Source organism: Acinetobacter haemolyticus (assembly GCF_900406815.1).
Lineage (GTDB): Bacteria > Pseudomonadota > Gammaproteobacteria > Pseudomonadales > Moraxellaceae > Acinetobacter > Acinetobacter haemolyticus_A.
In genome coordinates, this window is record NZ_OVCN01000020.1 from 21,862 (window position 1) to 48,165 (window position 26,304).

At 40.7% G+C, this 26,304-nt stretch carries 25 protein-coding genes and 4 tRNA genes; 21 read left to right on the forward strand and 8 right to left on the reverse strand.

Going from position 1 to position 26,304, the window contains the following annotated elements:
- Nucleotide 1 precedes the first annotated feature (1 nt).
- The 4 genes from DK207_RS13455 (at nucleotide 2) to fghA (ending at nucleotide 4,072) form a co-directional block, all read left to right on the forward strand.
- Nucleotides 2-826: an undecaprenyl-diphosphate phosphatase gene (locus tag DK207_RS13455; protein ID WP_109441615.1), complete on the forward strand. Its 825-nt coding sequence runs from the start codon at nucleotides 2-4 to the stop codon at nucleotides 824-826.
- Nucleotides 820-1,629 (forward strand): class I SAM-dependent methyltransferase, encoded by an 810-nt coding sequence (locus DK207_RS13460; RefSeq protein ID WP_109441616.1) that lies wholly within the window; start codon nucleotides 820-822, stop codon nucleotides 1,627-1,629. Before DK207_RS13455 ends, DK207_RS13460 begins: the two co-directional genes overlap by 7 nt.
- A gap of 192 nt (nucleotides 1,630-1,821) precedes the next feature.
- A complete protein-coding gene (locus tag DK207_RS13465; RefSeq protein WP_109441617.1) occupies nucleotides 1,822-3,264 on the forward strand; it encodes a C13 family peptidase in 1,443 nt (480 codons plus the stop codon).
- Nucleotides 3,233-4,072 (forward strand): S-formylglutathione hydrolase, encoded by an 840-nt coding sequence (fghA, locus tag DK207_RS13470; protein ID WP_109441618.1) that lies wholly within the window; start codon nucleotides 3,233-3,235, stop codon nucleotides 4,070-4,072. The genes DK207_RS13465 and fghA overlap by 32 nt, the downstream gene beginning before the upstream one ends.
- Before the next feature lie 29 nt (nucleotides 4,073-4,101).
- Here the strand turns inward: fghA and DK207_RS13475 are convergent, their stop codons facing one another.
- Nucleotides 4,102-4,377 carry a DUF2218 domain-containing protein gene (locus DK207_RS13475; protein WP_109441619.1) on the reverse strand — a complete coding sequence of 92 codons (276 nt, stop codon included), beginning with the start codon at nucleotides 4,375-4,377 and terminating at the stop codon, nucleotides 4,102-4,104.
- Nucleotides 4,378-4,560: 183 nt separating this feature from the next.
- Here DK207_RS13475 and rpe point away from each other — a divergent pair, with 183 nt between their 5' ends.
- The 16 genes from rpe (at nucleotide 4,561) to DK207_RS13555 (ending at nucleotide 16,982) form a co-directional block, all read left to right on the forward strand.
- Nucleotides 4,561-5,247: a ribulose-phosphate 3-epimerase gene (gene rpe / locus DK207_RS13480; protein WP_109441620.1), complete on the forward strand. Its 687-nt coding sequence runs from the start codon at nucleotides 4,561-4,563 to the stop codon at nucleotides 5,245-5,247.
- Nucleotides 5,248-5,623: 376 nt separating this feature from the next.
- Entirely contained in the window at nucleotides 5,624-6,046 is a 423-nt protein-coding gene (locus DK207_RS13485) for a hypothetical protein (RefSeq protein ID WP_109441621.1), read from the forward strand.
- A gap of 63 nt (nucleotides 6,047-6,109) precedes the next feature.
- Nucleotides 6,110-7,933, forward strand: coding sequence for a copper resistance system multicopper oxidase (locus DK207_RS13490; protein WP_109441622.1), 1,824 nt, complete (start codon nucleotides 6,110-6,112; stop codon nucleotides 7,931-7,933).
- The gene (locus tag DK207_RS13495) at nucleotides 7,920-8,822 is read left to right on the forward strand and encodes a copper resistance protein B (protein ID WP_109441623.1); all 903 of its coding nucleotides are present in this window, start codon (nucleotides 7,920-7,922) and stop codon (nucleotides 8,820-8,822) included. The genes DK207_RS13490 and DK207_RS13495 overlap by 14 nt, the downstream gene beginning before the upstream one ends.
- A 95-nt stretch (nucleotides 8,823-8,917) precedes the next feature.
- Nucleotides 8,918-9,424 carry a cobalt transporter gene (locus DK207_RS13500; RefSeq protein WP_109441624.1) on the forward strand — a complete coding sequence of 169 codons (507 nt, stop codon included), beginning with the start codon at nucleotides 8,918-8,920 and terminating at the stop codon, nucleotides 9,422-9,424.
- Nucleotides 9,425-9,426: 2 nt separating this feature from the next.
- Complete coding sequence (locus DK207_RS13505) at nucleotides 9,427-9,969, forward strand: hypothetical protein (protein WP_109441625.1); 543 nt, start codon at nucleotides 9,427-9,429, stop codon at nucleotides 9,967-9,969.
- A gap of 156 nt (nucleotides 9,970-10,125) precedes the next feature.
- Nucleotides 10,126-10,443 (forward strand): DMT family transporter, encoded by a 318-nt coding sequence (locus DK207_RS13510; protein WP_109441626.1) that lies wholly within the window; start codon nucleotides 10,126-10,128, stop codon nucleotides 10,441-10,443.
- 57 nt (nucleotides 10,444-10,500) lie between these two features.
- Complete coding sequence (locus tag DK207_RS13515) at nucleotides 10,501-10,989, forward strand: methylated-DNA--[protein]-cysteine S-methyltransferase (RefSeq protein ID WP_109441627.1); 489 nt, start codon at nucleotides 10,501-10,503, stop codon at nucleotides 10,987-10,989.
- A 350-nt stretch (nucleotides 10,990-11,339) separates the two neighbouring features.
- Entirely contained in the window at nucleotides 11,340-12,560 is a 1,221-nt protein-coding gene (argJ, locus tag DK207_RS13520) for a bifunctional glutamate N-acetyltransferase/amino-acid acetyltransferase ArgJ (RefSeq protein ID WP_109441628.1), read from the forward strand.
- Between the two features lie 143 nt (nucleotides 12,561-12,703).
- Nucleotides 12,704-13,768 carry a quinolinate synthase NadA gene (nadA, locus tag DK207_RS13525; protein WP_109441629.1) on the forward strand — a complete coding sequence of 355 codons (1,065 nt, stop codon included), beginning with the start codon at nucleotides 12,704-12,706 and terminating at the stop codon, nucleotides 13,766-13,768.
- A 142-nt stretch (nucleotides 13,769-13,910) separates the two neighbouring features.
- Nucleotides 13,911-13,987: transfer RNA gene (locus tag DK207_RS13530), tRNA-Pro, on the forward strand.
- 69 nt (nucleotides 13,988-14,056) lie between these two features.
- Nucleotides 14,057-14,133, forward strand: a tRNA-Arg gene (locus tag DK207_RS13535).
- 36 nt (nucleotides 14,134-14,169) lie between these two features.
- Nucleotides 14,170-14,245: transfer RNA gene (locus DK207_RS13540), tRNA-His, on the forward strand.
- Between the two features lie 4 nt (nucleotides 14,246-14,249).
- A tRNA-Pro gene (locus DK207_RS13545) sits at nucleotides 14,250-14,326 on the forward strand.
- Nucleotides 14,327-14,625: 299 nt separating this feature from the next.
- Nucleotides 14,626-15,093: a DMT family transporter gene (locus DK207_RS13550; RefSeq protein ID WP_109441630.1), complete on the forward strand. Its 468-nt coding sequence runs from the start codon at nucleotides 14,626-14,628 to the stop codon at nucleotides 15,091-15,093.
- Nucleotides 15,094-15,377: 284 nt separating this feature from the next.
- Nucleotides 15,378-16,982, forward strand: a complete 1,605-nt coding sequence (locus DK207_RS13555; RefSeq protein ID WP_109441631.1) for a GMC family oxidoreductase — start codon at nucleotides 15,378-15,380, stop codon at nucleotides 16,980-16,982.
- A gap of 35 nt (nucleotides 16,983-17,017) precedes the next feature.
- Here the strand turns inward: DK207_RS13555 and DK207_RS13560 are convergent, their stop codons facing one another.
- The 5 genes from DK207_RS13560 to DK207_RS13580 all read right to left on the reverse strand — a co-directional run bounded on the left by DK207_RS13560 (nucleotide 17,018) and on the right by DK207_RS13580 (nucleotide 22,223).
- Entirely contained in the window at nucleotides 17,018-17,761 is a 744-nt protein-coding gene (locus DK207_RS13560; protein ID WP_109441632.1) for an NUDIX hydrolase, read from the reverse strand.
- A gap of 308 nt (nucleotides 17,762-18,069) precedes the next feature.
- Nucleotides 18,070-19,557 carry a nicotinate phosphoribosyltransferase gene (locus DK207_RS13565; protein WP_109441633.1) on the reverse strand — a complete coding sequence of 496 codons (1,488 nt, stop codon included), beginning with the start codon at nucleotides 19,555-19,557 and terminating at the stop codon, nucleotides 18,070-18,072.
- A gap of 25 nt (nucleotides 19,558-19,582) precedes the next feature.
- On the reverse strand, nucleotides 19,583-20,461 hold the full coding sequence (gene prs, locus DK207_RS13570; RefSeq protein ID WP_109441634.1) for a ribose-phosphate diphosphokinase: 879 nt from the start codon (nucleotides 20,459-20,461) through the stop codon (nucleotides 19,583-19,585).
- A gap of 198 nt (nucleotides 20,462-20,659) precedes the next feature.
- A complete protein-coding gene (locus DK207_RS13575; RefSeq protein ID WP_109441635.1) occupies nucleotides 20,660-21,496 on the reverse strand; it encodes a hypothetical protein in 837 nt (278 codons plus the stop codon).
- A gap of 4 nt (nucleotides 21,497-21,500) precedes the next feature.
- Complete coding sequence (locus DK207_RS13580) at nucleotides 21,501-22,223, reverse strand: hypothetical protein (RefSeq protein ID WP_109441636.1); 723 nt, start codon at nucleotides 22,221-22,223, stop codon at nucleotides 21,501-21,503.
- 299 nt (nucleotides 22,224-22,522) lie between these two features.
- Between DK207_RS13580 and DK207_RS13585 the strand changes: the two genes are divergently transcribed.
- Nucleotides 22,523-23,698: a zinc-binding dehydrogenase gene (locus DK207_RS13585; protein WP_109441637.1), complete on the forward strand. Its 1,176-nt coding sequence runs from the start codon at nucleotides 22,523-22,525 to the stop codon at nucleotides 23,696-23,698.
- A gap of 48 nt (nucleotides 23,699-23,746) precedes the next feature.
- On the opposite strand, the gene DK207_RS13590 is transcribed toward DK207_RS13585, so the two are convergent.
- Together DK207_RS13590 and betA are read right to left on the reverse strand one after the other, a co-directional pair.
- Nucleotides 23,747-24,538 carry a TorF family putative porin gene (locus tag DK207_RS13590; RefSeq protein ID WP_109441638.1) on the reverse strand — a complete coding sequence of 264 codons (792 nt, stop codon included), beginning with the start codon at nucleotides 24,536-24,538 and terminating at the stop codon, nucleotides 23,747-23,749.
- Between the two features lie 64 nt (nucleotides 24,539-24,602).
- Complete coding sequence (gene betA, locus DK207_RS13595) at nucleotides 24,603-26,297, reverse strand: choline dehydrogenase (RefSeq protein WP_109441639.1); 1,695 nt, start codon at nucleotides 26,295-26,297, stop codon at nucleotides 24,603-24,605.
- Between the last annotated feature and the right edge of the window lie 7 nt (nucleotides 26,298-26,304).

Below are 26,304 nucleotides of genomic sequence, written 5' to 3' on the forward strand. Positions count from 1 at the left end.
TATGGATTTGTTACTGCTGCTTAAAGCAGCGATCATGGGTATTGTCGAAGGTATTACTGAGTTCTTACCAATCTCAAGTACAGGTCACTTGATTTTGGCATCGGAATTGATGGATTTCTGGACAACTGAGAAAAGTGCGGTTTTCGTTGTCGCAATTCAGATTGGTGCTATTGCCGCCGTGATTTATGAGTATTGGTCGCGTTTGTGGAATGCTGCGACAGGTATGGTCACAGGTGAAGAAAAAGGCCGTCGTTTAGGGTTGAGCCTTATTTTTGCTTCGATTCCAATTGTCTTGGTCGGCTTAACTTTTGGGCAAGTCATTAAAGAGGTGCTTTTTAATGATGTTATTGTCGCTTTAGGCTTAATCATTGGTGGTTTAATCATTATTTGGGTGGAGAAGAATCCACCTAAAATTAATGCGGTAGAAGTGGAGAATATAACTTTTAAGCAAGCGGTCTGGATTGGTTTAATTCAAATTCTTGCTTTGATTCCAGGCACCTCACGTTCGGGTGCAACGATTATCGGTGCAATGTATTTAGGGGTTTCTCGTAAAGCGGCAACAGAGTTTTCATTCTTCCTAGGTATCCCTGTGATTATTGGTGCAGGTTTATTGGATCTATATCAGAGTTATCATGTATTTGAAGGTTTAGAGGATTGGACAGTCATTGCCGTTGGGCTTGTTGTTTCGTTTATCTCTGCCTTACTTTTGATTCGTGCGTTGGTTGCCTATGTGGCTAAGCGCGATTTTATGATTTTTGCGTGGTACCGCATAGCTTCTGGTATATTGATTTTATTATTATTCTTGACTGGTTGGAAATTATGGTAAGCGAGTTTCGCTTATTTTACCAAGCTAAAGATATTGAGAAAGCACAGCATTATCATGCTGTGCTTTCTTTACGTGGTATTCAGGTAGAATTTTGCTTGATTGAGCAATTAAATGCTCGATTTTTACGTTTAAATCCTGAACTAGCGCTTTGTGTCGATGCTTCTGGATTATGGCTATGTGCAAATGGCATGAAAATGCGACCAGATTGGCAGGCAGAAATTCCTCGTTTAAAACGTGCGAGTCTAAAGTCGGAAATGCTGGCGCGAGCATGCCAATTGTCTGAAAAACCAAACTTGCTTGATGCAACAGCGGGGTTAGGACATGACAGTTTGTTGATGGCACACTTGGGTGCGACAGTGCAATTGGTCGAACGAAATCCAATACTATTTAGTTTGTTGGAAGATGCACATCATCAAGCCAAACAAGATTCGTATCTACAGACAACAGCATCAAGAATTCAGCTGGTATTTGCAGATTCAGCACTTTACTTACAACAACTCAAACAGCAGAATCAAACTCTTGATGTTGTGTATTTAGATCCAATGTTTCCTCAACGTGATCAAAATCAACAGGCAATCAAAAAACAAGCACAGGTTAAAAAGCAAATGCAACTTTTGCATATGTTGTTACCCGAAGATGGTGAAATGGATTTAGGTGATGAGTTACTCGCTTTGGCTCGTCAAGTCGCCAAACGCGTGATTGTGAAGCGTCCACGTCATGCCGTCTTCCTTGCGGAACAAACGCCAGATCATCAATGGTTAGGTGACGCTTGTCGTTTTGATGCTTATTTTTCAAAAGATTAATTTTAAATTATGTTCAAATGAATGTGTGGCTTAGGTCAATGCTCAGTAAAGATTTGTGATATAGTGCCAAAGCATAATTGCTAAAAAAATCTGCTCCAGCATACACTAGCATTGCACAATTTTCTTTTTTGAGAAATGAGATTCATTCTATAAAAAGAATGACATATTTTGAGTTTAGTCCTGAAGAATTCTATGATAGACCTCAAACCATCGATAAATATCTGGCATGATTTTAAAAGTAACCAAATTGCTGGAGTATGGTTATTTCTAGGTTCGCGTCGATCTTTACAAGTGGTTCATCCATCCATTGCTCAGTTGATCCTATGGGGGATTTTGGGTGCTTGTACCAACTCACTTTATAGTTGGTTGGTGGCAGGACAGGTTGGAGAGTTTAACTCTCAAGGTTTAATCGGTTACGCGCTTTGGCCTTTTATTGCACTGATTGTTGGGATTTTCTTGTCTCAACGTTTGAATCAACCTCGTTTAATGTTGGTTCCTGCATTATTATGGCTAGTGCTTGATACCAATATTCTGCTTTTGCAGTGTCTCGTCCAATATCTCGGTTCTAACGGCTATCTCAATTTTATCCCTGATAGTATTTATAACGGCTTTTTACCTCCATTCTTTGCTGCTCTTTTTGTCTGGCAAAGTTTAGCAGTGATTTGGGTGATTTCCCGGGCGTTAAATTGGCCATGGTGGGAGCGTGCTTTAGTTTTCGTGGCAACGATTGCAACACTTGTTGTTTGGCAGCTTTCCGTAAAAGATCAGCCGATTTGGAAAGTTGAAGAGAGACCTGCAAGTTTTGCTGAAGATGCATTCTATGCCCAAAGTCATTTGTTAAATAATGCATTGGATCAGATTCAGTTTAGTGACCTTGCAACAAGTCATTGGTATTTTTTAGGCGTAGCGGGCGATAGCTATGCTGATGTTTTCCGTTCTGAAATTGAGCGAATAAAAGAACAGTTTGATACCCGATTTGGTACATTTGGTCGGTCTATCATGCTGGTTAATAATCCAGAGACACGCTTGGATATTCCGATTGCGTCAAAAACCAGTATTGAGTTAGCCCTACGCCGTATCGGGCAGCAGATGAATCGTGACAGTGATGTTTTATTCTTGTATATGACTTCACATGGAGAACGTAATCATTTTGAACTTGAAAATGCACCTCTAGATCTTGGACAGGTTGATCCAAAATGGTTACGTGATACGCTAGATAAAGCAGGTATCCGTTGGCGTGTTATTGTAATCTCAGCCTGTTATTCAGGAAGTTTTATACCTGCGTTACAATCACCTGATACCTTAATCATTACCGCATCTGCTGCTGATAAGACTTCTTTTGGCTGTAATAGTGAAGCGGACTATACTTATTTTGGTCGCGCTTTTTTTGACTTAGCCATGCGTGAACAAGATTCAATGAAAACGGCGTTTGAGCAAGCCAAGCAAACAGTGACGAAATGGGAAGTTGCTCAAGGGGTTGAACCTTCTGAGCCGCAATGGTCAATAGGCCGTAATATGGAGTTAATGTTACCGCAATTAGAGCCGTATTTATTCCCTACACAGCGTTTAGCATCTGAACCCATAAAAACACAGGATAATGAACATGCAACTACTGCAAAAAAATCGCTGTTTTGACGGTGAACAACAGATTTATCAGCTTGAATCCCAACATCTCAAAGGTTTGACAAAAGTTGGAGTTTATTTGCCGCCAGCAGCGTTGGAAGGGAAACCATGTTCGGCATTATTTTACCTTGCTGGTTTGACCTGTACTGAAGAAACGTTTGCAATCAAAGCACATGCGCAACGTATGGCAGCTCGATTAAGTTTAATTCTGATTATGCCTGACACTTCTCCACGAGGTGAGCAGGTTGCACAAGGTGATCATTGGGATATTGGGCAGGGTGCTGGCTTTTATATTAATGCAACACAACAACCTTGGGCAGAACATTACCAAATGGAGTCTTATTTGGTTGATGAGTTGTATGCACAAGTATTGCAAGAATTTCCAATTATTGAGAATCAGGTGGGAATTTTCGGGCATTCGATGGGGGGCCATGGCGCATTGACTCTCGCATTTAAATATCCTGAGCAATTTAAATCAGTTTCTGCTTTTGCACCCATTTGTGTACCGACGATTTGTCCGTGGGGAGAAAAAGCATTTAGTCAGTACTTAGGCGATGACCGACAAGCTTGGTTAGCTCATGATGCCGCTGCGTTAGTACAACAAAAAGGGAAGTTGTTTGAAGAAATACTGATTGATCAGGGCAAGGATGATCAGTTCTATGCCCAGCTCAACCCTGAGAAATTTAAACAAACATGTTTGGATGTGGGGCAACCACTTACCTTGCGTTTACACGAAGGATATGATCACGGTTATTACTTTATCCAAAGTTTTGTTGATGATCATTTGCAGTTTCATGCAATACAACTAGAAAAAGCGTAGAGATTAAAGGAACGTTTTGAGCGTTCCTTTTAGTTATGTTCCCATTGAACAGTAAATTCTTGTTGAGCCATACGGTTCAGATGATCAATGACCACTTGCTCTAAATGTGCAACATCATCGTTTTGATTTTCAATCAGTACATCTAAATGTTGTTCTTGGGGGGTCAATGTTACCGTCGCAGTGGGCATAAATATTTTTGAATGTGTTTCAGTTTCAGACACTTCAAATTTATGCTTCCAATGATTCACTAAACGTTTGCTGATACGTTTGCCTTCGTTCGTTGTCAATTGTGTTGAGCTATTCATAATCTAAAATCTTGTAATCACAGGCAAATAAACAATAACAAATCAACTTTGCTTTAGAAAGAGTATTCCTGCAACGGGGTGTTGCATCTTTGCAATGTTATCTTGATCACTTTATAACAGACTTCACTGTGTTGAATTTGTTATACTTGGTCGATCATTTTTTCAGAGTTTACCAGGTCATCCATGTCCAAGCCTTATTTAATTGCGCCTTCGATTTTATCTGCTGATTTTGCACGTTTAGGTGAAGATGTCGAGAAAGTGTTAGCTGCGGGTGCAGACGTTGTACATTTTGATGTGATGGATAACCACTATGTACCAAATCTGACTTTTGGTGCCGGAGTATGTAAAGCTCTAAAAAATTATGGGATTAAAGCACCGATTGATGTGCATCTTATGGTTTCACCTGTTGATCGTATGATTGGTGATTTTTTAGAGGCGGGTGCAGATATTATTACTTTCCATCCTGAGGCTTCTGAACATATTGATCGTTCTTTGCAATTGATCAAATCTGGGGGTGCAAAAACAGGTTTGGTATTTAATCCTGCAACGCCGTTACATTATCTTGATTATGTCTTAGATAAAGTCGATCAAATCTTATTAATGAGTGTAAACCCTGGTTTTGGCGGGCAAAAATTCATTCCGATGACCTTAGAGAAACTTCGTCAAGCTCGTAAAATTATTGATGCGAGTGGTCGTGATATTCGTTTGGAAGTCGACGGTGGTGTTGGTCCTGCAAATATCCGAGAAGTGGCGGAAGCCGGTGCCGATATGTTTGTTGCGGGTTCCGCTATTTTTGGCCAACCAGACTATAAAATGGTGATTGACCAGATGCGTGCCGAGTTAGCCAAAGTTGGTGCAAAAGCGCTTTAACGCTGGGCTTTATTATTGATACAGAGGAGCTACCGGGGTGTGGATAACTTTGTTCATAACTCGGTGGATAACCGTGTTGATAACCACGTGGATAAGATGTTGTTAAAATAAACAAAATGATTTCAGTTGTTTATATATACAACGAATTGATGAAAAAAGGACAAGTTTTTGTCCTTTTTTTGTGCGCTAAATTATTTATTTCGCTCTATTTTTATTCATTTTCTTGTTTTTTTATTTTTGTATAATAAAGCAACGCCAGTATAAGTAAATCCGCTCAATATTGCAGAATCAGAACAGAAAGAGGATTGTGCATAAGTAAGAAAGAATTTATGCTTGGTCTATCTATAAAAAATTAATTTGCTTAAAGGATGATTCAGTGCAACTACTGAAAAAATGCAAACATGTATGGTTTGTATTCCTGATGATATTCTTCATCGGGGGAAGTAGTGTGGCTGTTGCTGCAGCACAAACATTGCATTCTGATCAAGTCTCCTCTGCTTCAACTATGGCAACGATGCCATGTCATAATGAGAAAATGATTGATCAATCTCATCATTTGCAAAAGCATGACTTGAGTAATCTGCTTGAATGCCATGATGAAAAAATACAGAGTCAACAACATTGTCAAGATTGTAATCATCCTTCCCATTGTCAATCTGTCAGTTTCGCTTTAGATCAACAACTTCCAGATTTATCGCCAGTGATATCTGTTAAGTTAAGTATAGATAAAAAAACGGACTATCAAGCTCGCCATCTTGCAGGTTATTGGCAAGAAATTTTACGCCCGCCCAAAGCCTAGTCTGTTGAATTTTCTCCTCTTATAAAAGGAGGGAGCGTTTTTTTAACAGATTAGGAAAAGATCATGTCTACCAAAATTTATGCGAGCGTTATCGCAAGCGTCAGCTTATTGTTTGCACCCTATAGTTTGGCTGCAATTAAAGAATATCATCTTAATGTCAATCAAGAGATGGTTAATATCACAGGAAAACCTGTCAAACGAATCACGGTAAATGGCAAATTTGTAGCGCCTCTTTTAGAGTTTGAAGAAGGGGATGAGGCAGTTATTCATGTACATAATCAATTAAAAAATCAAGATACGTCATTGCATTGGCATGGCTTACTTCTCCCTGGTTTGATGGATGGTGTACCTGGTTTTAATGGCTTCCAAGGGATAAAACCTAATGGGAGTTTTGAGTATCGTTTTAAGGTTCGTCAGAATGGTACTTATTGGTATCACGCACATAGCAAAGGACAAGAACAAGATGGTTTATATGGTGCGTTGGTCATTTATCCTAAAGGGAAAAAACCTGTTGCAGCACATGAAAACGCTGAACGTGATTATGTGGTGATGCTTTCAGACTTTCATGAAACGGGAAGTGATCAGATCATGGCAAACCTTAAAAAGTCTGCTGAGTATTATCAAAATCAACGTGAAACAGTTGGAGATGTCTGGAAACAGATCAAGCAACAAGGCTTAAAAGCGACATGGCAAGACCGTTCGATGTGGAATCAGATGCGGATGCTTAAAACAGATTTATCTGACGTCACTGGTTATACCTTTTTGGTCAATGGTAAAACGCCGCAGCAGAATTGGACTGGTGCATTTAAGACAGGTGAAAAAGTTCGTTTGCGCTTTATCAATGCCTCAGCAATGTCATTTTTTGATGTTCGGATTCCAAACCTAAAAATGACTGTGGTTAGTGCAGATGGTCAGCCTGTGCAACCTGTACTTGTAGACGAGTTTCGTATTGGTGCTGCGGAAACCTATGACGTAATTGTTGAGCCACAACAAGCCCATTATCAAATTGAAGCAGAGTCGATTGATCGATCGGGTTTTGCAATTGCTACTTTACATAATGAAATGCACGCTCAATCGCAACATAAGGTTCATATACCAACAGCTCGCCCACGTGCTTTGCTAACCATGGAAGATATGGGCATGGATCATAGTGCACATGGTCAAAAAGATATGAGCAATATGGATCATAGCGCACATAGTCAACATCAAATGCCGCAGAACAAGGCGAAGGCTGCAACAGCTTCACAGCCAGCTATGGATCATAGTGCGCATGGGCAAATGAATATGGCGAATATGGATCATAGCCAGCATCAATCCACTATAACTCCGGAAACATTCAACACTGATACGGTGCAAGGTTGGGCCAATGCTGCGACGCCAGCTGGGCATAAAGCCTTACAATATGCAGACCTAAAATCTTTAACGCCTCAATCAGATACGCGTCCAGCGGAAAGAGAGTTAGTTATTCGTCTTGGCGGTACGATGGAACGGTATATTTGGACCATTGATGGTAAGAAATTTAGCGAAAAAGATTTTGAACCATTGAAAGTGAAATATGGTGAGCGTATTCGTTTGAAATTCGTGAATGAAAGCATGATGGCTCACCCAATGCATTTACATGGCATGTTCATGCAACTGGAAAATGGGCAAACAGCAGCGGATATGCCCAACAAACACACCATTGTGGTTCCACCCGGACAAACTGTCACAGCAATGCTGACTGCAGATGAATTGGGAGAGTGGGCGATACACTGCCATTTACTGTTTCATATGTCAGCGGGCATGATGAGTAAATTGATTGTCGCAAATGTCGATGATTCAAATCCAGCACCACAGAAAACAACATCTATTCAATCTCCTCAAGGAGCAAGCCATGCACATCATTAAGCGAGCTTCTGAAATGAAACGTTATACCCAATTGTTGGCGGTTGGCGGCATCGTCTCTACTTTCAGTGTATTGACCTATGCACATGAAGGACATAATCACTCCATGCAAATGGAGATGTCGGCACAGCAAAACGTGGCGATGAATACTTCAAAGACGATGGATCACTCACAGCATCAAAGCCCGAATATTTCCTCGCAAATGCAAAATAAAGCTGAGCATGCAGAGCATTACAAGGAACATGGCGGACAGATTTATCAAGCGACGCAGTTAGATACTCAATGGCTACTTGATGAGGATGGGCAGGGTACACTCAAATCCAAGTTAAAAACTTGGGTGGGAACGGATGAGAATAAATTATTTGTCATTGCAGATTATGTCAAGACTGAGTCAGAAAAATCGGAGCAAAGTTTGGCTGCCTTATATAGTCGGAATATTGCAGATTTCTGGGATGTACAAGCAGGTGTAAATTACCGATATAACCCTGATCGTGAGGTTGATAAGGAGCAGTGGGAGGGTGTCGTCGGTCTACACGGCATGGCTCAGTATTTCTTTGAAACTGATGCACATATGTATATCGGACAAGATCAACAATGGCGCTTTGTATTGGAAACAGAACGAGATCTGTTACTGACTCAAAAATTGATCCTGCAGCCTTATCTAGAAATGGAATGGGTACTGCGGGATGAGTCTAAATATGCCTCCAAAACTGGACTTGCAGATGCAGAAGTGGGGATTAAAACCCGCTATGAAATCGTTAAGAATCGAGTGATGCCTTTCATCGATGTCGGTTACGGTTATAGTAAAGGACGTAAAGAAACCAATTGGCAAACAGCCAGTGATTCCAAAACTGGTTGGAACTATGGTGTAGGTCTTTCGCTAAAGTTCTGATATTTTTAACTAAAATATCTGATTAAATGTCATTTTTTCGAGATACTGTTGGTTTATACTAACAGTATCTTTTTTGAGTCATTTATGGTGCATCAATGGCTTTAGAACAACAAGACGAACAAATAACAGCGAAAACAAAACGACCTAATTTGCAAAAAGAGCATATCCAGCCTTTGAATCAGTCTCAACTCGAGTTGATTCCTAAGGATGGTCGGATGAATGTCAGTTTTTATCACATCCCCCACATGTCGAGTCCAGTTGAAGCGAAACGTGTAAGATCAGCCTTGGTTCCATTTGCCGATTTGTTGTTGGAACATTGTATTGATCTCGAAGCACGGCATTTATCGCTTTATCACCATGGCTCAATTGAGGTGGTTACAACCGCATTACAACGTTTGAGTTTGGGGGCTGAGTTGCAACAGACAACAACGCATTATGAGCCGATGGAAGTCGTTGTACCAAAAACTGATGAAACTGCTTTGTCGAACCAAACCAAGTTTAAAGAAAATGATTTGACCCTAGCTCAAAAAATTCTGACTACTATTTTCGTGAAATTTAAACAATGGATGGATATATTGCTCAGCAATAATAAGGATAAGTAAATATGCCTAGATGGATCTATGGCTTAGTGGGGATTGCTTTGATGTGGTGGGTTTGGACCAATTGGCTCAAGCCTGTTTCATATCTCACTCAAGTCACAGCACAGGGAGTACAAATTGTAGAATTGGAAGCTTATGAAGGGGCTTTTCGGGTGCTTGCCCGTAAGGACTACCAGACTGGACGTGAGTCAGAATTTTCTCCAATTGATCTGGCTGTGGGATGGGGAGAAATGGCTAAACCCGAAATTTATAAGCAAGTTGAAGTTTCGCAACGAAATCGTTGGTATTACTGGCGAGTAGATTCAGAACCTCCAATAGCACTTCGGCAAATCGCTGTGCAGAGCGCTAATATGCATGTAGTGCCTGCCACTGAAGAAATTGTCAAGCAACTTAAACAAATCAAAAAAGATGACTTGGTTTACTTAAAAGGTGCCTTAATCGAGATTCAAGCATCTGATGGATGGCGTTGGAGGAGTTCATTGTCTCGTGAGGATACGGGCAACGGTGCATGTGAGTTAATGCGAGTAGACAGTGTGGTTTGGCATTGAGTATGTAAAAAAGTTCTTGAACGCCTTTGGTTTTGGATACATAACAATTCACATAATCATCGTATTTTAAATTACACTAATTCACCGAGTAGGACGACCTCTCGTTAAAGAATCATGTTGGGACGACCCAACCCTTGCTATGTATGAGAGAAAAAAATGGCGTGGGCAATTTTAATTTTGGCAGGTATTTTCGAAATTATTTGGGCGTATTCAATGAAACTGTCAATGGGTTTTACACGTTTAACCCCCAGTGTGATTACGATTGTATTCATGATATTAAGTGTTGTGCTTCTATCCATTTCAATGCGTACTCTGCCTTTAGGAACAGCTTATACAGTTTGGACGGGAATTGGTGCAATTGGTTCATTTGTAATAGGAATTGTGGTGCTGAATGAACCCATGACGGCGATGCGGATGATTGCAGCTGTGTTGATTGTTTCTGGGTTAGTGTTGATGAAACTTTCATCAAATTGACAATTTTCCTCTTTGTCAAAAAGTACAATGCGTGAAATAGCTATAAGGAGAGCTTTGATGCAACTGGTTTATATGTATATGGAATCTCCAGTGGGTGCATTAAAACTGGTTGCACATGATCATGCATTGGTTGCTGTCATGTGGGACAATGAAGATCATAAGCGTGTACGTTTAGCTGAGCTGATTGAAAATAATCAACATCCAGTCCTCCTTAAAGTTAAGCAACAATTAGAAGAATATTTTGCTGGGCAACGTCAGCAATTTGACTTGGTTTTAGACTTTCAAGGAACTACTTTTCAACAACAAGTTTGGCAAGCTTTGTTGTCTATCCCTTTTGGACAAACACGCAGCTATAAGGATATCGCGCTTCAGATTGGCAATGTAAAAGCAGTTCGTGCCGTGGGTGCTGCCAATGGTAAAAATCCGATTTCGATTATTGCGCCGTGTCATCGGGTGATTGGTTCGAATGGGACATTGGTGGGTTTTGCGGGTGGTCTAGATAAGAAGCAGATTTTACTGAGTTTAGAGCAAAACCAAATTCCATAATCTGTATTGTTAATACTCGATTTTCATTTCTTTTTGGAATAAGCTACCAAAGCAGATATGAATCAACATATTTTATGACTTGAACCGTAACTCAGTTATTAGCGAGGCGGTGTCTTGCTTAGTGTAATCCAATGTTAGGAATAACTTTCGGTTCGAGTTACTTTGGTTTCGCCCAAAGTAACCAAAGGCATTGTCATCTACAAAACCTGTTCATTTATTGCATTTGTTTTATCTATCTCAGAAACGGGATATTACAAACACCACGCAGGTTGTAGATGACCTTTCCGAGTCTCATATATAGGATATGTATTCATTTTCTTTTTCATAACAAATTGAATGGAAGTTTAAAAATGGCTGTTGGTGACGTAAGTATGCCACTTATGCATGTGGTGCAGGGTGTAAAAATTGGCTCAACTGAGGCGTATGTACGTTATCCAAATCGACGAGATCTAGTCATTTTTGAATTGGCAGAAGGCTCAAATGTTGCGGGTGTATTTACCCAGAACGCATTTTGCGCTGCACCTGTCCATGTTTCCAAAGCTCATTTGGCCCAAGCTAATCCTCGCTATTTAGTCATTAATACCGGTAACGCCAATGCAGGTACGGGACCAAGAGGCTTGAAAAATGCACAAGATACGTGTGCGAAGTTGGCAGAACTGACTGGGGTAAATAATTTTGAAGTTTTACCCTTTTCTACGGGTGTAATTGGTGAGCAGCTTCCGATGGAGCGATTATTGGCTGGACTTCAACCAGCATTGAACACGCTACAAGAGTCTGCTTGGACTGATGCTGCTTCTGGTATTATGACCACAGATACCGTGCCTAAAGGTGCGTCTGAACAGTTCGATCTTGATGGGATCACTTATACCATGACGGGGATCAGTAAAGGTGCAGGAATGATCCGTCCAAATATGGCTACCATGTTGAGTTTCGTTGCGACTGATGCGCCGATTAGTCGTGATCTGGTACAAAGTTTATTAAAGACCACGGTTGAACATTCATTTAACCGAATTACGATTGATGGCGATACTTCAACCAATGACTCTTGTATATTTGTAGCAACTGGTCAGGCTGGAGGAAGTGAAATCACCTCGAACGATGATGCGCGCTACGCCAAAGTATTAGAGGTGCTTGCACGTGTCATGAATCGTTTAGCGCAACTGATTGTGCGTGATGGTGAGGGTGCAACCAAGTTTATTACCGTTGCTGTAGAAGGTGGTGCAAATACACAGGAATGTTGTGATATTGCCTATAGTATTGCTCATTCACCTTTAGTGAAAACCGCGCTTTTTGCATCAGACCCGAACTGGGGGCGTATTTTGGCTGCGATTGGTTATGCTAGCGTCAAAGATTTAGACGTCTCCAAAATTCAGGTGTGGCTAGACGATGTACAAATCTGTAAAGATGGCGGCGCAGCCGAAGATTACACAGAAGATGCTGGTGCACGGGTTATGGCACAAACCGAAATTACAATTGGTGTTAATTTAGGTCGAGGTCAGGCCAAAGACACGGTATACACCTGTGATTTATCTTATGACTATGTGAAAATTAATGCCGATTATCGTTCGTAAATTTGCGCTATAATACAGCCTCCACAGTGAGGCTTTTTTAATATCGCTTGTTTGTGGACGATGTGATTTATCCCAAATGATCACCTGATACCCACGTTATAAGTTTGCAGTGATGCAAACACGCAGGATAGAGAAGACGTTTTATGAATGATACGAATTTAATTGCGAACGAAGCCAAAAATATTGTGCAGGCGCATTTAGATCGTTTGGGTGAGCCAAAGGACCATAGCCTCAGCCCAGAAGTGAAACAAGAAAAATTTGCTCAAATTGCAGCCGAGCTTAAGAAGCGCAATGCTGTACTCGTGGCTCACTATTACTGTGATCCTGACGTGCAAGAACTTGCAGAACTAACAGGTGGTTGTGTTTCAGATTCTTTGGAAATGGCTCGTTTTGGTCGTGACCATCCTGCAACAACCTTGGTGGTCGCTGGGGTTAAATTTATGGGTGAAACCTCAAAAATTTTATCTCCTGAAAAAACGGTTCTCATGCCAACTTTAGAGGCAACCTGTTCATTAGATATTGGTTGTCCAGTCGAAGAGTTCTCTGCATTCTGCGATCAGCATCCTGACCATACTGTGGTGGTGTATGCCAATACTTCAGCGGCGGTAAAAGCACGTGCAGATTGGGTGGTCACATCAAGTTGTGCGGTTGAGATCATTGAACATTTGGATAGTTTAGGTGAAAAAATTATTTGGGCACCTGATCAGCATTTAGGGCGTTATATCCAAAAGAAAACGGGCGCTGAAATGTTATTGTGGGATGGTGCTTGTATCGTACATGAGGAATTTCGTGCGCGTGGCATCGCCCAAATGAAAGCGCTTTATCCAGATGCGGCAGTATTAGTGCATCCTGAATCTCCTGAATCTGTGGTTGATATTGCTGATGCAGTGGGTAGTACATCGCAACTGATTAAAGCGGCACAGACTTTGCCTCATAAGCAAATGATCGTGGCTACAGATCGTGGTATTTTTTATAAAATGCAACAAGCGGCTCCAGATAAAGAGTTATTTGAAGCACCGACAGCAGGTGAAGGCGCAACTTGTCGTTCATGTGCGCATTGTCCATGGATGGCAATGAATGAACTTGATGGAATTTTGCATGTATTACAACGTGGTGATCAAGAAATACACGTTGATCCTGCTTTGTCAGAACGAGCGAAATTACCGTTAGATCGCATGTTGAACTTTAGTGCTTCATTGAAGCGTTAAAAACAACCAAAATGCTTGTTAAATATACATTTGATAAGGGTTTTTAATATTTTTGAAAAATAGGTGTTGACGTTCTAGGGCGTCAAGCCTAGAATGCACACCGTACCGCACGATGTGCGATACAATAAAAGCTGAGAGAAATCGGAGCATAGCACAGCCTGGTAGTGCACCTGGTTTGGGACCAGGGGGTCGTAGGTTCGAATCCTACTGCTCCGACCATTTAAAAAATGTTGAAAAACATTATTTTAAGATCGGCGAAGTATCGCTTGATAGTATTATCATCGTTATGCGCCTGTAGCTCAGTTGGATAGAGCATCCGCCTTCTAAGCGGATGGTCACAGGTTCGAATCCTGTCAGGCGCGCCATTTGGTAGCTTGGTACATAGAACTAAAAATGTTATGGTGGATGTAGCTCAGTTGGTAGAGCCCCGGATTGTGATTCCGGTTGTCGCGGGTTCGAATCCCGTCATTCACCCCACATTCGGAGCATAGCACAGCCTGGTAGTGCACCTGGTTTGGGACCAGGGGGTCGTAGGTTCGAATCCTACTGCTCCGACCATCATCTTAAAGATGAGATAAAATTCCGCTAGTTTAGCGGTTTTTTTATGTCTGAATTTTGATTCTTTTGATGACACATATCTCTTAATTTCATTTAATTATTAATAAGTTAAGCTGTTTAATAAAATTTAACGATCGTATTTTTTCTCTAACTTCTGTTTTATATCATTTGCATAAATAAAATGATGAATCTACTATTAAACTGTTCACCACATTAAATCTTCAATGAACAATTAATATCTTAATACTGAATTACCAAATAATAAATTTGCTTTGAAAGCGATAGAAGAGAGTTGGTACGTGCAAAATATTCACTATGTTTTTGTTAGTCTTTTAGGTGGTCTAATCGTACCCTTACAATTAGCCATGATTCATGCGTTTCGTAGTACCAGCGGAGCGAGCCAACTACAATCCACCTTCTTTCTCTATGTGGGCGGAGCAATTGCCTCCTTGATTATCGCATTATTGATTGACGGTAGTATTAAGCCACCAATGTATCAGCAAACAGCATGGTGGATGTGGTTATCAGGGTTATTGGGATCATTTTATATACTCTGCATGTTTCTGGCTGCTCCACATATTGGTGTCACCAATACTTTGTTGTGGATTTTTTTAGGTCAAATGATCTTCGCTACACTTATGGATAGTAGCGGTTTTCTTGGGATGCAAATTAAAAAACTAGACGGATTAAAATTGTTAGGTTTAGCATTTATTTTTATGGGGGGCTTGATCATGATTTATAGTGAAAATAGAAGTTCTATTTCATAAAAAAGAGTAGATTTCTTTAAAATTAGTAGGTTAAGTTAATAAGTTATCGTAATTTTTAAATTAAATAAGTAGTCATTAAATATTGCATTTGTGAATCAACGACTTCTTCTGCGGACTGGCAATTTACTGCAAAAAACTTGCATATTTTAACGCTTGTAGTTGGATGATTATCCCGTTATTTTTGCTGTTGAGGATGCAGATCTGTTTAGATAAACATAACAGTATTTAACAGCCATGGTTGGCATAATGCATGCACTTTTTAAAAAGAAAAATTGAGTATAGTAATGACACAAACAGCTTTTGATTTTGTAATAATTGGTGGTGGTTCAGCAGGTTCAGTACTGGCTGGAAGATTATCAGAGAATCCAAATATTTCAGTATGTTTATTGGAGGCTGGGGGCGATGGCAATAGCTGGTTGGTCAATACACCTGCTGCTGCAGTCATCAGTATCCCCACTAAAATTAATAACTGGGCGTTTGAAACCATTCCTCAAAAAGGCCTGAATGGCCGTAAAGGCTATCAGCCACGTGGTAAATGCTTAGGCGGATGTTCTGCCGTAAATGCGATGGTCTATATTCGTGGGCATCGTGATGATTATGATCAGTGGGCTACATTAGGGAATACTGGTTGGTCGTATGACGAGGTACTACCGTACTTTAAAAAATCAGAACATAACGAAAGAATTAACAATGAATATCATGGTCAGCATGGGCCGCTCAATGTCTGTGATTTACGTTCAGATAATCCTTACCAAAAAACCTTTATTGAAGCTGCAAAGCAAGTTGGTTATCCGCTTAATGATGATTTTAATGGAGCAGAGCAAGAGGGCTTAGGTGTTTATCAAGTCACTCAAAAAAATGGCGAACGTTGGAGCGCGGCGAAAGGTTATTTATTCCCTTATTTAGGCAAGCGTCCAAATCTGCATGTGATTACACAAGCCATGGTGTCACGGATTGTGATCGAAAATGGCCGCGCTGTAGGTGTGGAGTTTAAACATAAAGGTCAAACGATTGTTATCGATGCGAATAAAGAAGTTTTATTGTCTGCTGGTGCTTTCAAATCACCTCAAGTATTGATGCTTTCTGGTATTGGACCCCGTCAAGAATTAGAGAAACACGGTATTCCTGTCATTAAAGATTTAGCAGGTGTGGGTGAAAACCTGCATGACCATCCAGACTTTATTTTTGCTTATAAAGCTAAACTCATGGACGGAACTTTTGGTATGTCGATGGGTGGAAGTCTGGATTTGTTTAAACAGATTGGACGTTATCGTAAAGAACGCCGTGGTCTGATCACGACCAATTATGCTGAATGTGGTGGTTTCTTAAAAACTCGTCCTGAATTGGATAAGCCTAATTTACAGTTGCACTTTGTGATTGCTGTGGTGGATAACCATGCCAGAACGATGCATATGGGACATGGGATCTCATGTCATGTCTGTTTATTGAACCCACGTGCACGAGGTTCAGTCAAACTTAGCGGTAAACATGTGGATGATCCATTACTGATTGACTTTAAATTCCTTGAGGATGAGCAGGATCTTCAGGATATGGTCGATGGTTATAAAGTCACGCAAAATTTGATGCAGGCTCCTGCGTTAAAAGACAAGATCAAAGAAGATATGTTTACTGTGAACGTGAAGTCAGATGATGAAATTCGTGAGATTTTACGTCAACGTGTCGATACGGTTTATCATCCGGTCGGCAGTTGTAAGATGGGCGTAGATGAGATGGCTGTCGTTGATCCAGAGCTGAAAGTGTATGGTGTCGAAGGGCTGCGTGTAATTGATGCGTCGATTATGCCGACTGTTGTTAATGGTAATACGAATGCGCCTGCCATCATGATTGCTGAAAAAGCTGTCGATATGATTCGTCAGGCTTGGAAGTAAGTTTTTAGAGCTAAGGTTTTGCCTTAGCTCTTTACTTATTCAGTTGGGATACGGGGTGTTTCCAGCATTCGTGGAAACGTAAAATGATAGTGGTCGAGTGCATAACGAAACAGTTGGGCAGGGCGTTTGCCGACAATTTTTTGCTGTCCTGTTTCTTCAACGACCCCTGCTTCTTGCATACGGCGTCTAAATGATTTCTTTTCTAAGGTATGACCTAAAATAATTTCATAAATTGTTTGTAATTCGGTCAGCGTAAAGAACTCAGGCATGAGACTAGCTGGGAGTGCGGTATAGCGGGTTTTATTGCATAAGCGATCAAATGCTAATTTTAGTAATTTCTGATGGTCAAAGGCTAAATCAAGTTGCAAAGCTTCTTCTATAGAAATCCATTTACTTATTTCAGTTGTTGATGTCTTTTGAATTTCAAATTTTTCAAAATCAATCAGGGCGAAATATAAAGCGGTAATGGACCAACCGCGTGGATCACGATGCTGATTGCCGATGGTTTCAACTTGTTCTAGGTACGGGGAATGAATCCCTGTTTTTTCAAGTAGTTTACGATGCGCTGTTGCTATTAGGTCTGGGTCAGTTTTTAAATCAACAAAGCCGCCAGGGAGGGCCCATTTGCCTTTTTCAGGAAAGTTGGAGCGCTGGATCATTAATACCTGTAACTGACCTTTTGCCACAGAAAAAATTGCCATATCGACTGTAAACAGCGGGGTGTCATAGTCTGTCTTTTGATAGTGGGCAAGGTATTCTTGTTCGGAAGCGTGGGTCACGGTTTAAACATCTCGGGCATTTGATCTGAGATTGAGTATAAATGATTTTGGATAGCGTGAGATGTTTGCTTCTGTGATATAGATATCAAGCTATAAGTTAAGATGTAAATCATTCTATAGTGCCACTGGTAGGTTATCTCCCTGTTGGGCTACGGTAACAAGCAGGTACCTCAGCCCGTGAGTAGCGATTCAAGCTGCGCAAGATGGCACTATATTCTCCTTTTTCCAAAAGCTAACAGATGCCTGTTTGACAGATATGTGGGTAATCAATCTTGATGTAGCAATATTGCTGCATTGAAAGAGATTTTTCACATTAATCTCTCCCTAATTTGGTCAAGAGAGCATTCTCTTAATAATTGACCATTTTCAAATACCGTTTGCAGTGCGCCCATATTCTCCTGTTCAAAGCTTTGTTGATCAAATAACTCAAAACCATTCTCAGTTTGTTCAACCCGTAATAAACCCTTGGCTGATTTTTTAACACCTGAATCTGTCACAGGGTCTTTAAACAGCTCACGACCTACACCGTTGACTTGCCCCCAAGTGGCTTTTACTGCAAAACCAAAGGTATCGCGAGTCAGGTAGTTGTAAGTATAACTACCGATGCCAAAAACTAGATTATTAGAGGCAAAGCCTTTAGCTTCTAAACCCTTTAAGATGTTTTGCGCACGTTCTAGGGTAATCGAGTCACCATAGATCAAACCGACGCGTTCGTTTAGCACTTTATAGCCTTGAGCTGTCTCTGTACCACCAAAAATTTCCCATAAACATTGCACGGCACCTTTATAAGCAGGACTATCTTGCTCTGCCTCAGGATCGCCGCAGATAATTTTCACAGGATCACCTGAGTCTGGACGAAACACCACTTTGGCGAGTCCGAGCGTATTCGGTTGGCGTTTTAAAATCTCTGTTTTTAATTCCACGCTAAATTCAGTAATCACACGCCAGAAATCCCAAGTATCTGAAACGATACTTACCACACCGGCAGGATAGAGCTCGCAGATCAGACGTCTAAAGGTCTCGATTTCACTTTCTTCACTGCCCATGCACATCACGCTGTGTTCTGTGGCAGGCACTGAAACGCCCACGATACCTGTTGCATTGTAATATTCTTCCGCGTAGTCAATGGAAGCGACTGAATCCGTACCAATAAAACTGGTCAAGTGACCCACGCCTGATTGGGCTGCATCATAGATACCACTCATACCACGGCTACTAAAATCATGACCCTGAACAGGAACAAAATCTAAAGGTGCACCTGTTTTTTCTGCATATTGTGTCAACAAGCGTTTGTATTCATACGCAATGCTGGCAGTGGTACAGCTTTTCCATAACTCGGCACTCAGCACGGTTTCGATATAGTTGGTTAACCAAAAGAAATTCGGATCAGTATTAATAATCGTCAATACAGGTACTTTGATGTTAACTCGGTTTCCTTCTGGCAGGGCTTTAATTTTTAATGGTAAATAGCCGAGATCATGCAAGGCTTGAATGTGTTCGACAGGTACAGCACCTTCACCCAAAGAGTTGTCCATTCGGCGTTTATAGGCTGCGACCACTTTGTCTTTAGGTTGATTGAAAAAACCTTCATTCCAAGTTTCAATCAGAAAATGTTTGATAAAGCCTTGTAGACCAAAGAATACAATCTTGTCATCAAAATCAGGCAGCATTTTGGCTAAACGTGATGAGCGAGGGGTAAAGTTAGCATAAACGTATTCAGTTCCCACTGGATACTGACGACGGTGATCTGCTTTGTAGAAATCAATTGCATTGAGCGGGTTAATTTTAATACTCATTTTTATAGGCCTCTTGCTTTAAATCTTAATTTTGAAAATTGATAATGTTGAGTTTGCTTGATTCTACTTGTGGCAAACTATTGCTAGTAAAGATCTGATCGACTAAGCCATCAAATACCGCCAAACCTTTGCTAAAAATGCCATGCGTGACATACAAAATAATGTTTTGGCAATTTAGACTGCGCAGTTGTTTGGCAATACCAATAAAAGTTGCACCGCCGTCACAAATATCATCGGTGATCACTGCTGTTTTTCCAGTTAGGTCTGGACTATCCACCGCCGTTGTTCTAATTTTTCCCGTGCTTGGGTCGCGTTGCTTTTCACAGCGAATCACTTCAATGGCGTGTTGACGTTGCGAATTGATGCCGTTGGCAATCGCTTGAGTGCGTTGTGTTGCACCTGCATCAGGGCAGACTAAAACTGTACGCTCAGCAGTTAAAATCTGCATCAATGTTGGACTTTGCTGGATAATCTCGATCGGCTCGATATTGATTACCTCTTGGAAGCGAGTATTTTTGCGTAACAACTCTAACGTCATTTGACTATGACAATCCCACACCACAATTTTTTGACGTTGACCTGCAAATTTTTCGGTATTGCTATTTAATAACTTGGTCATTAAATCCAGTGAAAAGGCTTGGCCTTGTGCACAAATACGGTCTTGGCGTGCATAAGGGAAATAAGGAATTTCTACTGAAATACGAGAACCTTGTTCCAGTAATACATTCTCCAATAACAAATAATCCATCACATCCGTACTGTTGTGCAGTGAGGCTTTGATCTGGATGTTTGCTTGTAATTCATTCAATAACTCAGGTGATAGTTGAATATGACGTTCACCACCTGAAAACTGCAAAAACTTGATGGGAACATTCGCTTGAGCTGTCATAAGTTGAATCGTCATGTTTAACTCCCCTTATAAGGTGGCTTAAAGCCATTAAATATATATTGGCACAATGACACTATTAAATGCAAGCTTTAAATTATGCTTTTTTTAAAGAAAAAAGCAGAGAGGGGAAGTAAATTTAATATTTAAATGAAAAAGACAGCTTATTGGCTGTCTAAGATTTTCGTTTTCATTAATTTAGCGTGATGTTTTAAATTATTTTTTATTTGAGCTATTCAACACAAAAGTACGTTTAGGTTTTAAAATATAAACATTTTTATTTTGATCTAATAACCATACCCAATCATTCTCTTGTTTAATTACGTAACCTCTTAATTTTTCATCATTAAATGTCGTCGCAATAACAAAGTCACTGTTGGGGACTTGTTGAATATCGATATTTGAAAGACAGTCAGTCACAAAAGCTGCACTTTGTATAAAAGTGGAAGTTAATTTTTCCTCATTAATCTCATTCCAAGTAATAAGCTGATCTAGGTTAGTGTCTTGTTCTAAGTTATGGAAAATATAAATCTGAGACTTAGTTGATTCACTTTTCGTCTTAGGTTTTGATGCTTTTAGGCGATATTTAAACACCATTTTCATCGTATGGAGGGATGGGCTTAGGTAATACTCTGGTTCGACATCCAGTTCATATAAACGTCCATCAGTCCATTTAGGATGCTTTTCTAGTTCTGATGAGAGCTGATTTTTGATCAAAAGGCTTGGTTGGACTGTTTTTGCTAATTTAAGTAATTGGGGGATTTTCTTTTTTTGCTCCATTTGCTCAGCGGTTTGACTGATTTTATCTGCCGTCATATAGCCGATAACTACACCTGTTAATGCAATGAATGGATCGACACCTTGTAAGTTTTGTACCGGAATAGGGACTGTTGCGGCATTGAAGCTTTCAACAAAGAAATTTGTATCGTCTTGCTTTAATGAGACTTTTATTTGCGTTTGTGCAGTTGAAATTACCTCATCTGCGTAGGCAAATGAGGTAATTGAAAAGATAAGCACAATCACAAAGCTAAATAGTTTGTGAAGTTTATTCATGGGCTTAGTTAGTGATTGTTACTTTTGGCATGTTGTAATTGAAAAACTGTTTTTTGTATTCTTGTTTTGATGCTTCTACAGCTAAATCAACTGCTTGTGCAACATTTGGATATGATGGTGGTTGATCCCATTTACCACTTACAGGTTTAACGACATTGACTGGCTTCCACCATTTAATCTCATTTGTTTTTACATCCACTAGATGTGCAATCCCACCATACACGCCTTGAGGTGCGGAGGTTGGAACAAATCCATAATAAGAACGAGTGGTACCAACTTGATTACTGGTTACGATAAAGACAAAATCTTTATCTTTTAAATCAGGTACAGCAGCAAGATTCATTTGGAATACGGCTGGATTTTTCTTTTGTTCTGCAGTTTTTTCCAAGGCAGGAATATTCTTTGGATCTAATTTTACGACAGTCGCATCGAAACCACGCTGATCAAATTCTTTTTCAATGTCTTCAGCTAATGTGCTATATGGTTCGAATTGTAAGCTTTCAACAAAATTATCAAATTTATTTGAAATGGCGTTATTGATTGCCACATCTAACAGACCTTGATTACCTGCTTTGTACGCTGCTGATTTAGGCAATTCATACACAACAACTGCAACTTTTTTATTCGGCTGCTGCCAAAAATCTGATTGTAATTCCATTGGTTTAAGGGTCGCACATCCAGAAAAAGTAACAGCAACTACAGCGATGGCGGGAAATGAAAAACGCATGAATTATTCCTTGAATATGGATAAATTGTTAATGTTTTTAACTTTTGGTAAATTAATGTTAATTGTAAATGATTCTAATTACATTTCAATGAAAGTAGATTTATTTGTTTATTATTTGCTCGGTGGGTTGAAGGGTTGAGTAAGAGCTGACCTCATTTGATAACGATATTGGTATTTGGGTCATGGATTCTGACAATATGGTTTGTCAAAATTAAAATCAAATGAGTTAGCCAAACAGTTTTTAATAGAAAGACTCAGCGTGGCTAACAAATGCAATAAAACAAAAAGGAAAGCATTCTATGAAATCGCTAGTTTGTCATAACGCCGAGTTGAAGCTGGAAGATAGTCTTCAATTAGTTCCAGCTAAAGGACAAGTATTACTTGAGGTAGTACGTTGTGGAATTTGTGGCTCGGATTTACATATGCAACATCACTGTGATCATATGCATGATTTGGCAGCACGAGTCGGTTTTAATGGGGTAGCAAAATCCTCTGATAAACTTGTTTTCGGTCATGAGTTCTGTGGCAAAGTCTTAGATTATGGTCCAAAAACCCGTCGCAAATTAAAAGCAGATACTCTGGTTTGTGCGATGCCGCTATTAAATGTTGATCCTCAAGGTTATGTGCCAACTGGACTTTCACCAACTGCATCAGGCGGTTATGCAGAACAAGTTTTAGTTCAATCCAGCTTAATGTTTGAAGTTACAAATGGTTTGGATGCTGATCGTGCTGCATTGACAGAACCGATGGCTGTTGCTTTGCACGCTGTGCGTCGTAGTCGAATTAAGAAAAATGAGCCAGCCATTGTGATTGGTTGTGGTCCTGTTGGTTTAGGCGTAATTATTATGCTCAAAGCGATGGGTGTTAAAACTGTCGTTGCCAGTGATTTTTCACCGAATCGTCGTAGACTTGCTGAGTTATGTGGTGCAGATGTATTGATTGATCCTAAACAGCAATCTCCATTTAGTAATTGGAAAGAGCTGGGTTTATTAGGCAATGTATCTGAAGCAATTAATATGGGGATGGGGATTTTTGATAAAGTTCAGACCTACTCCTTGCCATGGGTCAATGCAATGCGTGTGGGTGACAAGCTCGGACTATTACCGAAGCGTCCCGTGATTTTTGAATGCGTGGGGGTAGCAGGTATCATGCAGCAAATCTTGGAAGGTGCACCATTGTTCTCACGTATCGTGGGAGTAGGGGTTTGTATGCAGAGCGATAAGATCGAACCTGCATTGGCTATTAATAAAGAATTGGAAATCCAATATGTATTGGGTTATACGCCACTTGAGTTCCGCGACACCTTGCATATGATTGCGGAAGGTAAAATTGATGTTTCACCACTGATTACAGGTGTAGTGGGCTTGGAAGGGGTGAGCAACGCCTTTGAAGCCTTACGTGATCCAGAACAACATGCAAAAATCTTGATTGATCCGAAACGAGCAGGATCAGATATTCAATTGATTAAAGTCTAATTAAAGGCAATAAAAAAGCTGCATTGAGCAGCTTTTTTATTGCCTTAATTAAAAGCTCTTCGTAATGGAGAATGTTACTGTTGAATCAATGGGATTTGAAACTTTAGCATTTGGATTGCCATTACTATACTGTTGGTAAAAGCCATCTTTATCCCATGCTTTGCTATAGGTCAAGCTGCTGGATAGGTTATAAGGCAGTTCCTTATTAATCGCAAAACTAGCATCTTGGAAGCTTGCAGCGGAGAAGTTTTTAATACGTTGGTTACCATAATGTGCATCTGCAGACCAACCTCGCCCCAATGGTTGATGCCAATTGACATCTAGGTAGCCTGATCCACGAGAATGCCTATTGTCACCTATAGCGAGTGTATCCGAGTTATTGCCAAAATAGTCTTGGGTATAGGTCACAGCATATTTGACTGTGAGCGGCCCATAACTGATTTCGGGAATAATTTCACCATAGTCAAAACGCGTATGCCCCGTTTCTGCTGTGGTTTTGGCACCTGGATAGAAGTAGTAGGCTGCTGTTATACCTAAAGACAAATCTCCAATACTGTGGCTATAACCAGTATAGACATCCCATTCGATCGAAGCGTCACGAATAAAATCATCACTGACATTTGAAGCCCATGTCCCAGCAAAAAAGCCATTTGGATGATTGTAATCTACACCACCTTGTAATGCGGGTTTGCCCCAAGTTTGTTGGAAACCGCGTGATACATACTGGCTGGCGAGTGTGAGATTGGCACTGAATGGAGATGCTGTTTCAGTGGTTATTTCTGTCGCATGTGCTGTATGAATCAATGTGAAGAAAGGAAGTGTGAATAAAATTCTTTTCATTTGGATTTTCCTAATGGTTGGCAGCACCTTAAAGTCTTAAGGTGCTGAACATAACTGGACTAGGTTATGCAAATGGACGTAAAGGTGTTTGACGAACAGGGTTTGAGCCAGCTTTGTAATAAGGGGCTTGAGATCGTGGTAATTTTTTCCCACGAATTTGATCTGCAATTTTTTCTGCCATCATAATGGTGGTGGCATTTAAGTTACCTGTAATGATTAACGGCATAATGGAGGCATCGACCACACGTAAACCTTGTACACCATGGACACGACCTTGGCCATCCACCACGGCCATATCGTCTTCACCCATCTTACAACTACATGATGGATGAAACGCTGTTTCTGCATGGTTACGTACGAACTCATCCAATTCAGCATCAGTCTGAATGTGTTTACCTGGGCTGATTTCTTCACCACGATACGGATCCAGAGCAGGTTGAGCCATGATTTCACGCGTAATACGAATCGCGTCGCGGAATTCTCGCCAGTCTTGTTCGGTTGACATATAGTTGAACAAGATACTTGGATGCTCAAACGGATCTTTAGATTTGAGCTTGACGCGACCACGAGAAGGTGAACGCATTGAACCAACATGAGCTTGGAAACCATGTTCTTTCACTGCATTACTGCCGTTGTAGTTAATCGCCACTGGCAAGAAATGATATTGAATATTTGGCCAGTCGAACTCTTCCGAACTACGGATAAAGCCGCCTGCTTCAAATTGGTTACTTGCACCAACGCCTGTACCGTTGAATAACCATTCAGCACCAATCGCTGGTTGGTTATACCATTGTAGAGCAGGATAGAGTGACACAGGTTGCTTACATTGATATTGCAAGTACATTTCCAGATGGTCTTGCAGATTTTCACCCACACCTGGTAAGTCGTGCACCACATCAATATCCATCGATTTCAGGAAGTTGCTTTCACCCACACCTGAGCGTTGCAAGATTTGCGGTGATGCAATTGCACCCGCACACAGCAATACTTCACGTTTGGCTTGCGCCTGTTTCATATTGGCTTTGTCTGCGCCGAGGATATATTCCACACCCACGGCTTGTTTTTGATTAAACAGGATTTTGTTGGTGGTGGCATGGGTCACGATGGTCAAATTCGGACGACCTTTTGCCATATCCAAATAACCGCGAGCGGTACTTGAACGCCGACCATTTGGCGTCACGGTACGGTCCATTGGGCCGAAACCTTCCTGCTGATAACCATTCAAATCATCAGTACGCGGATAGCCTGCCTGTACGCCAGCTTCAATCATGGCGTGGAACAGTTCATTGTTACCTTGTTTTGGAGTGGTGACTGAAACGGGACCTTCACCACCATGATAGTCATTTTCACCAATATCGCGGGTTTCAGCCTTTTTGTAATACGGTAAGCAGTCTGCATAAGTCCAGTCTTCCAGACCTTTCATGGTTGCCCATTGTTCTAGATCCATTGCATTGCCACGGATATAACACATGCCGTTGATCAGAGATGAGCCACCCAGTCCTTTACCACGACCACATTCCATACGGCGATTATTCATATGAGGTTCAGGATCAGTTTCATAAGCCCAATTATAACGGCGGCCTTGGAGCGGAAAGGCCAATGCAGCTGGCATTTGGGTACGAAAATCTAAACGATAGTCTGGACCGCCTGCTTCTAATAATAATACCGAGATATCTGCATCTTCAGTTAAACGTGCGGCAAGGACATTACCTGCTGAACCTGCACCAATAATAATATAGTCGTATTCTTGCTTATTCATAATTAGC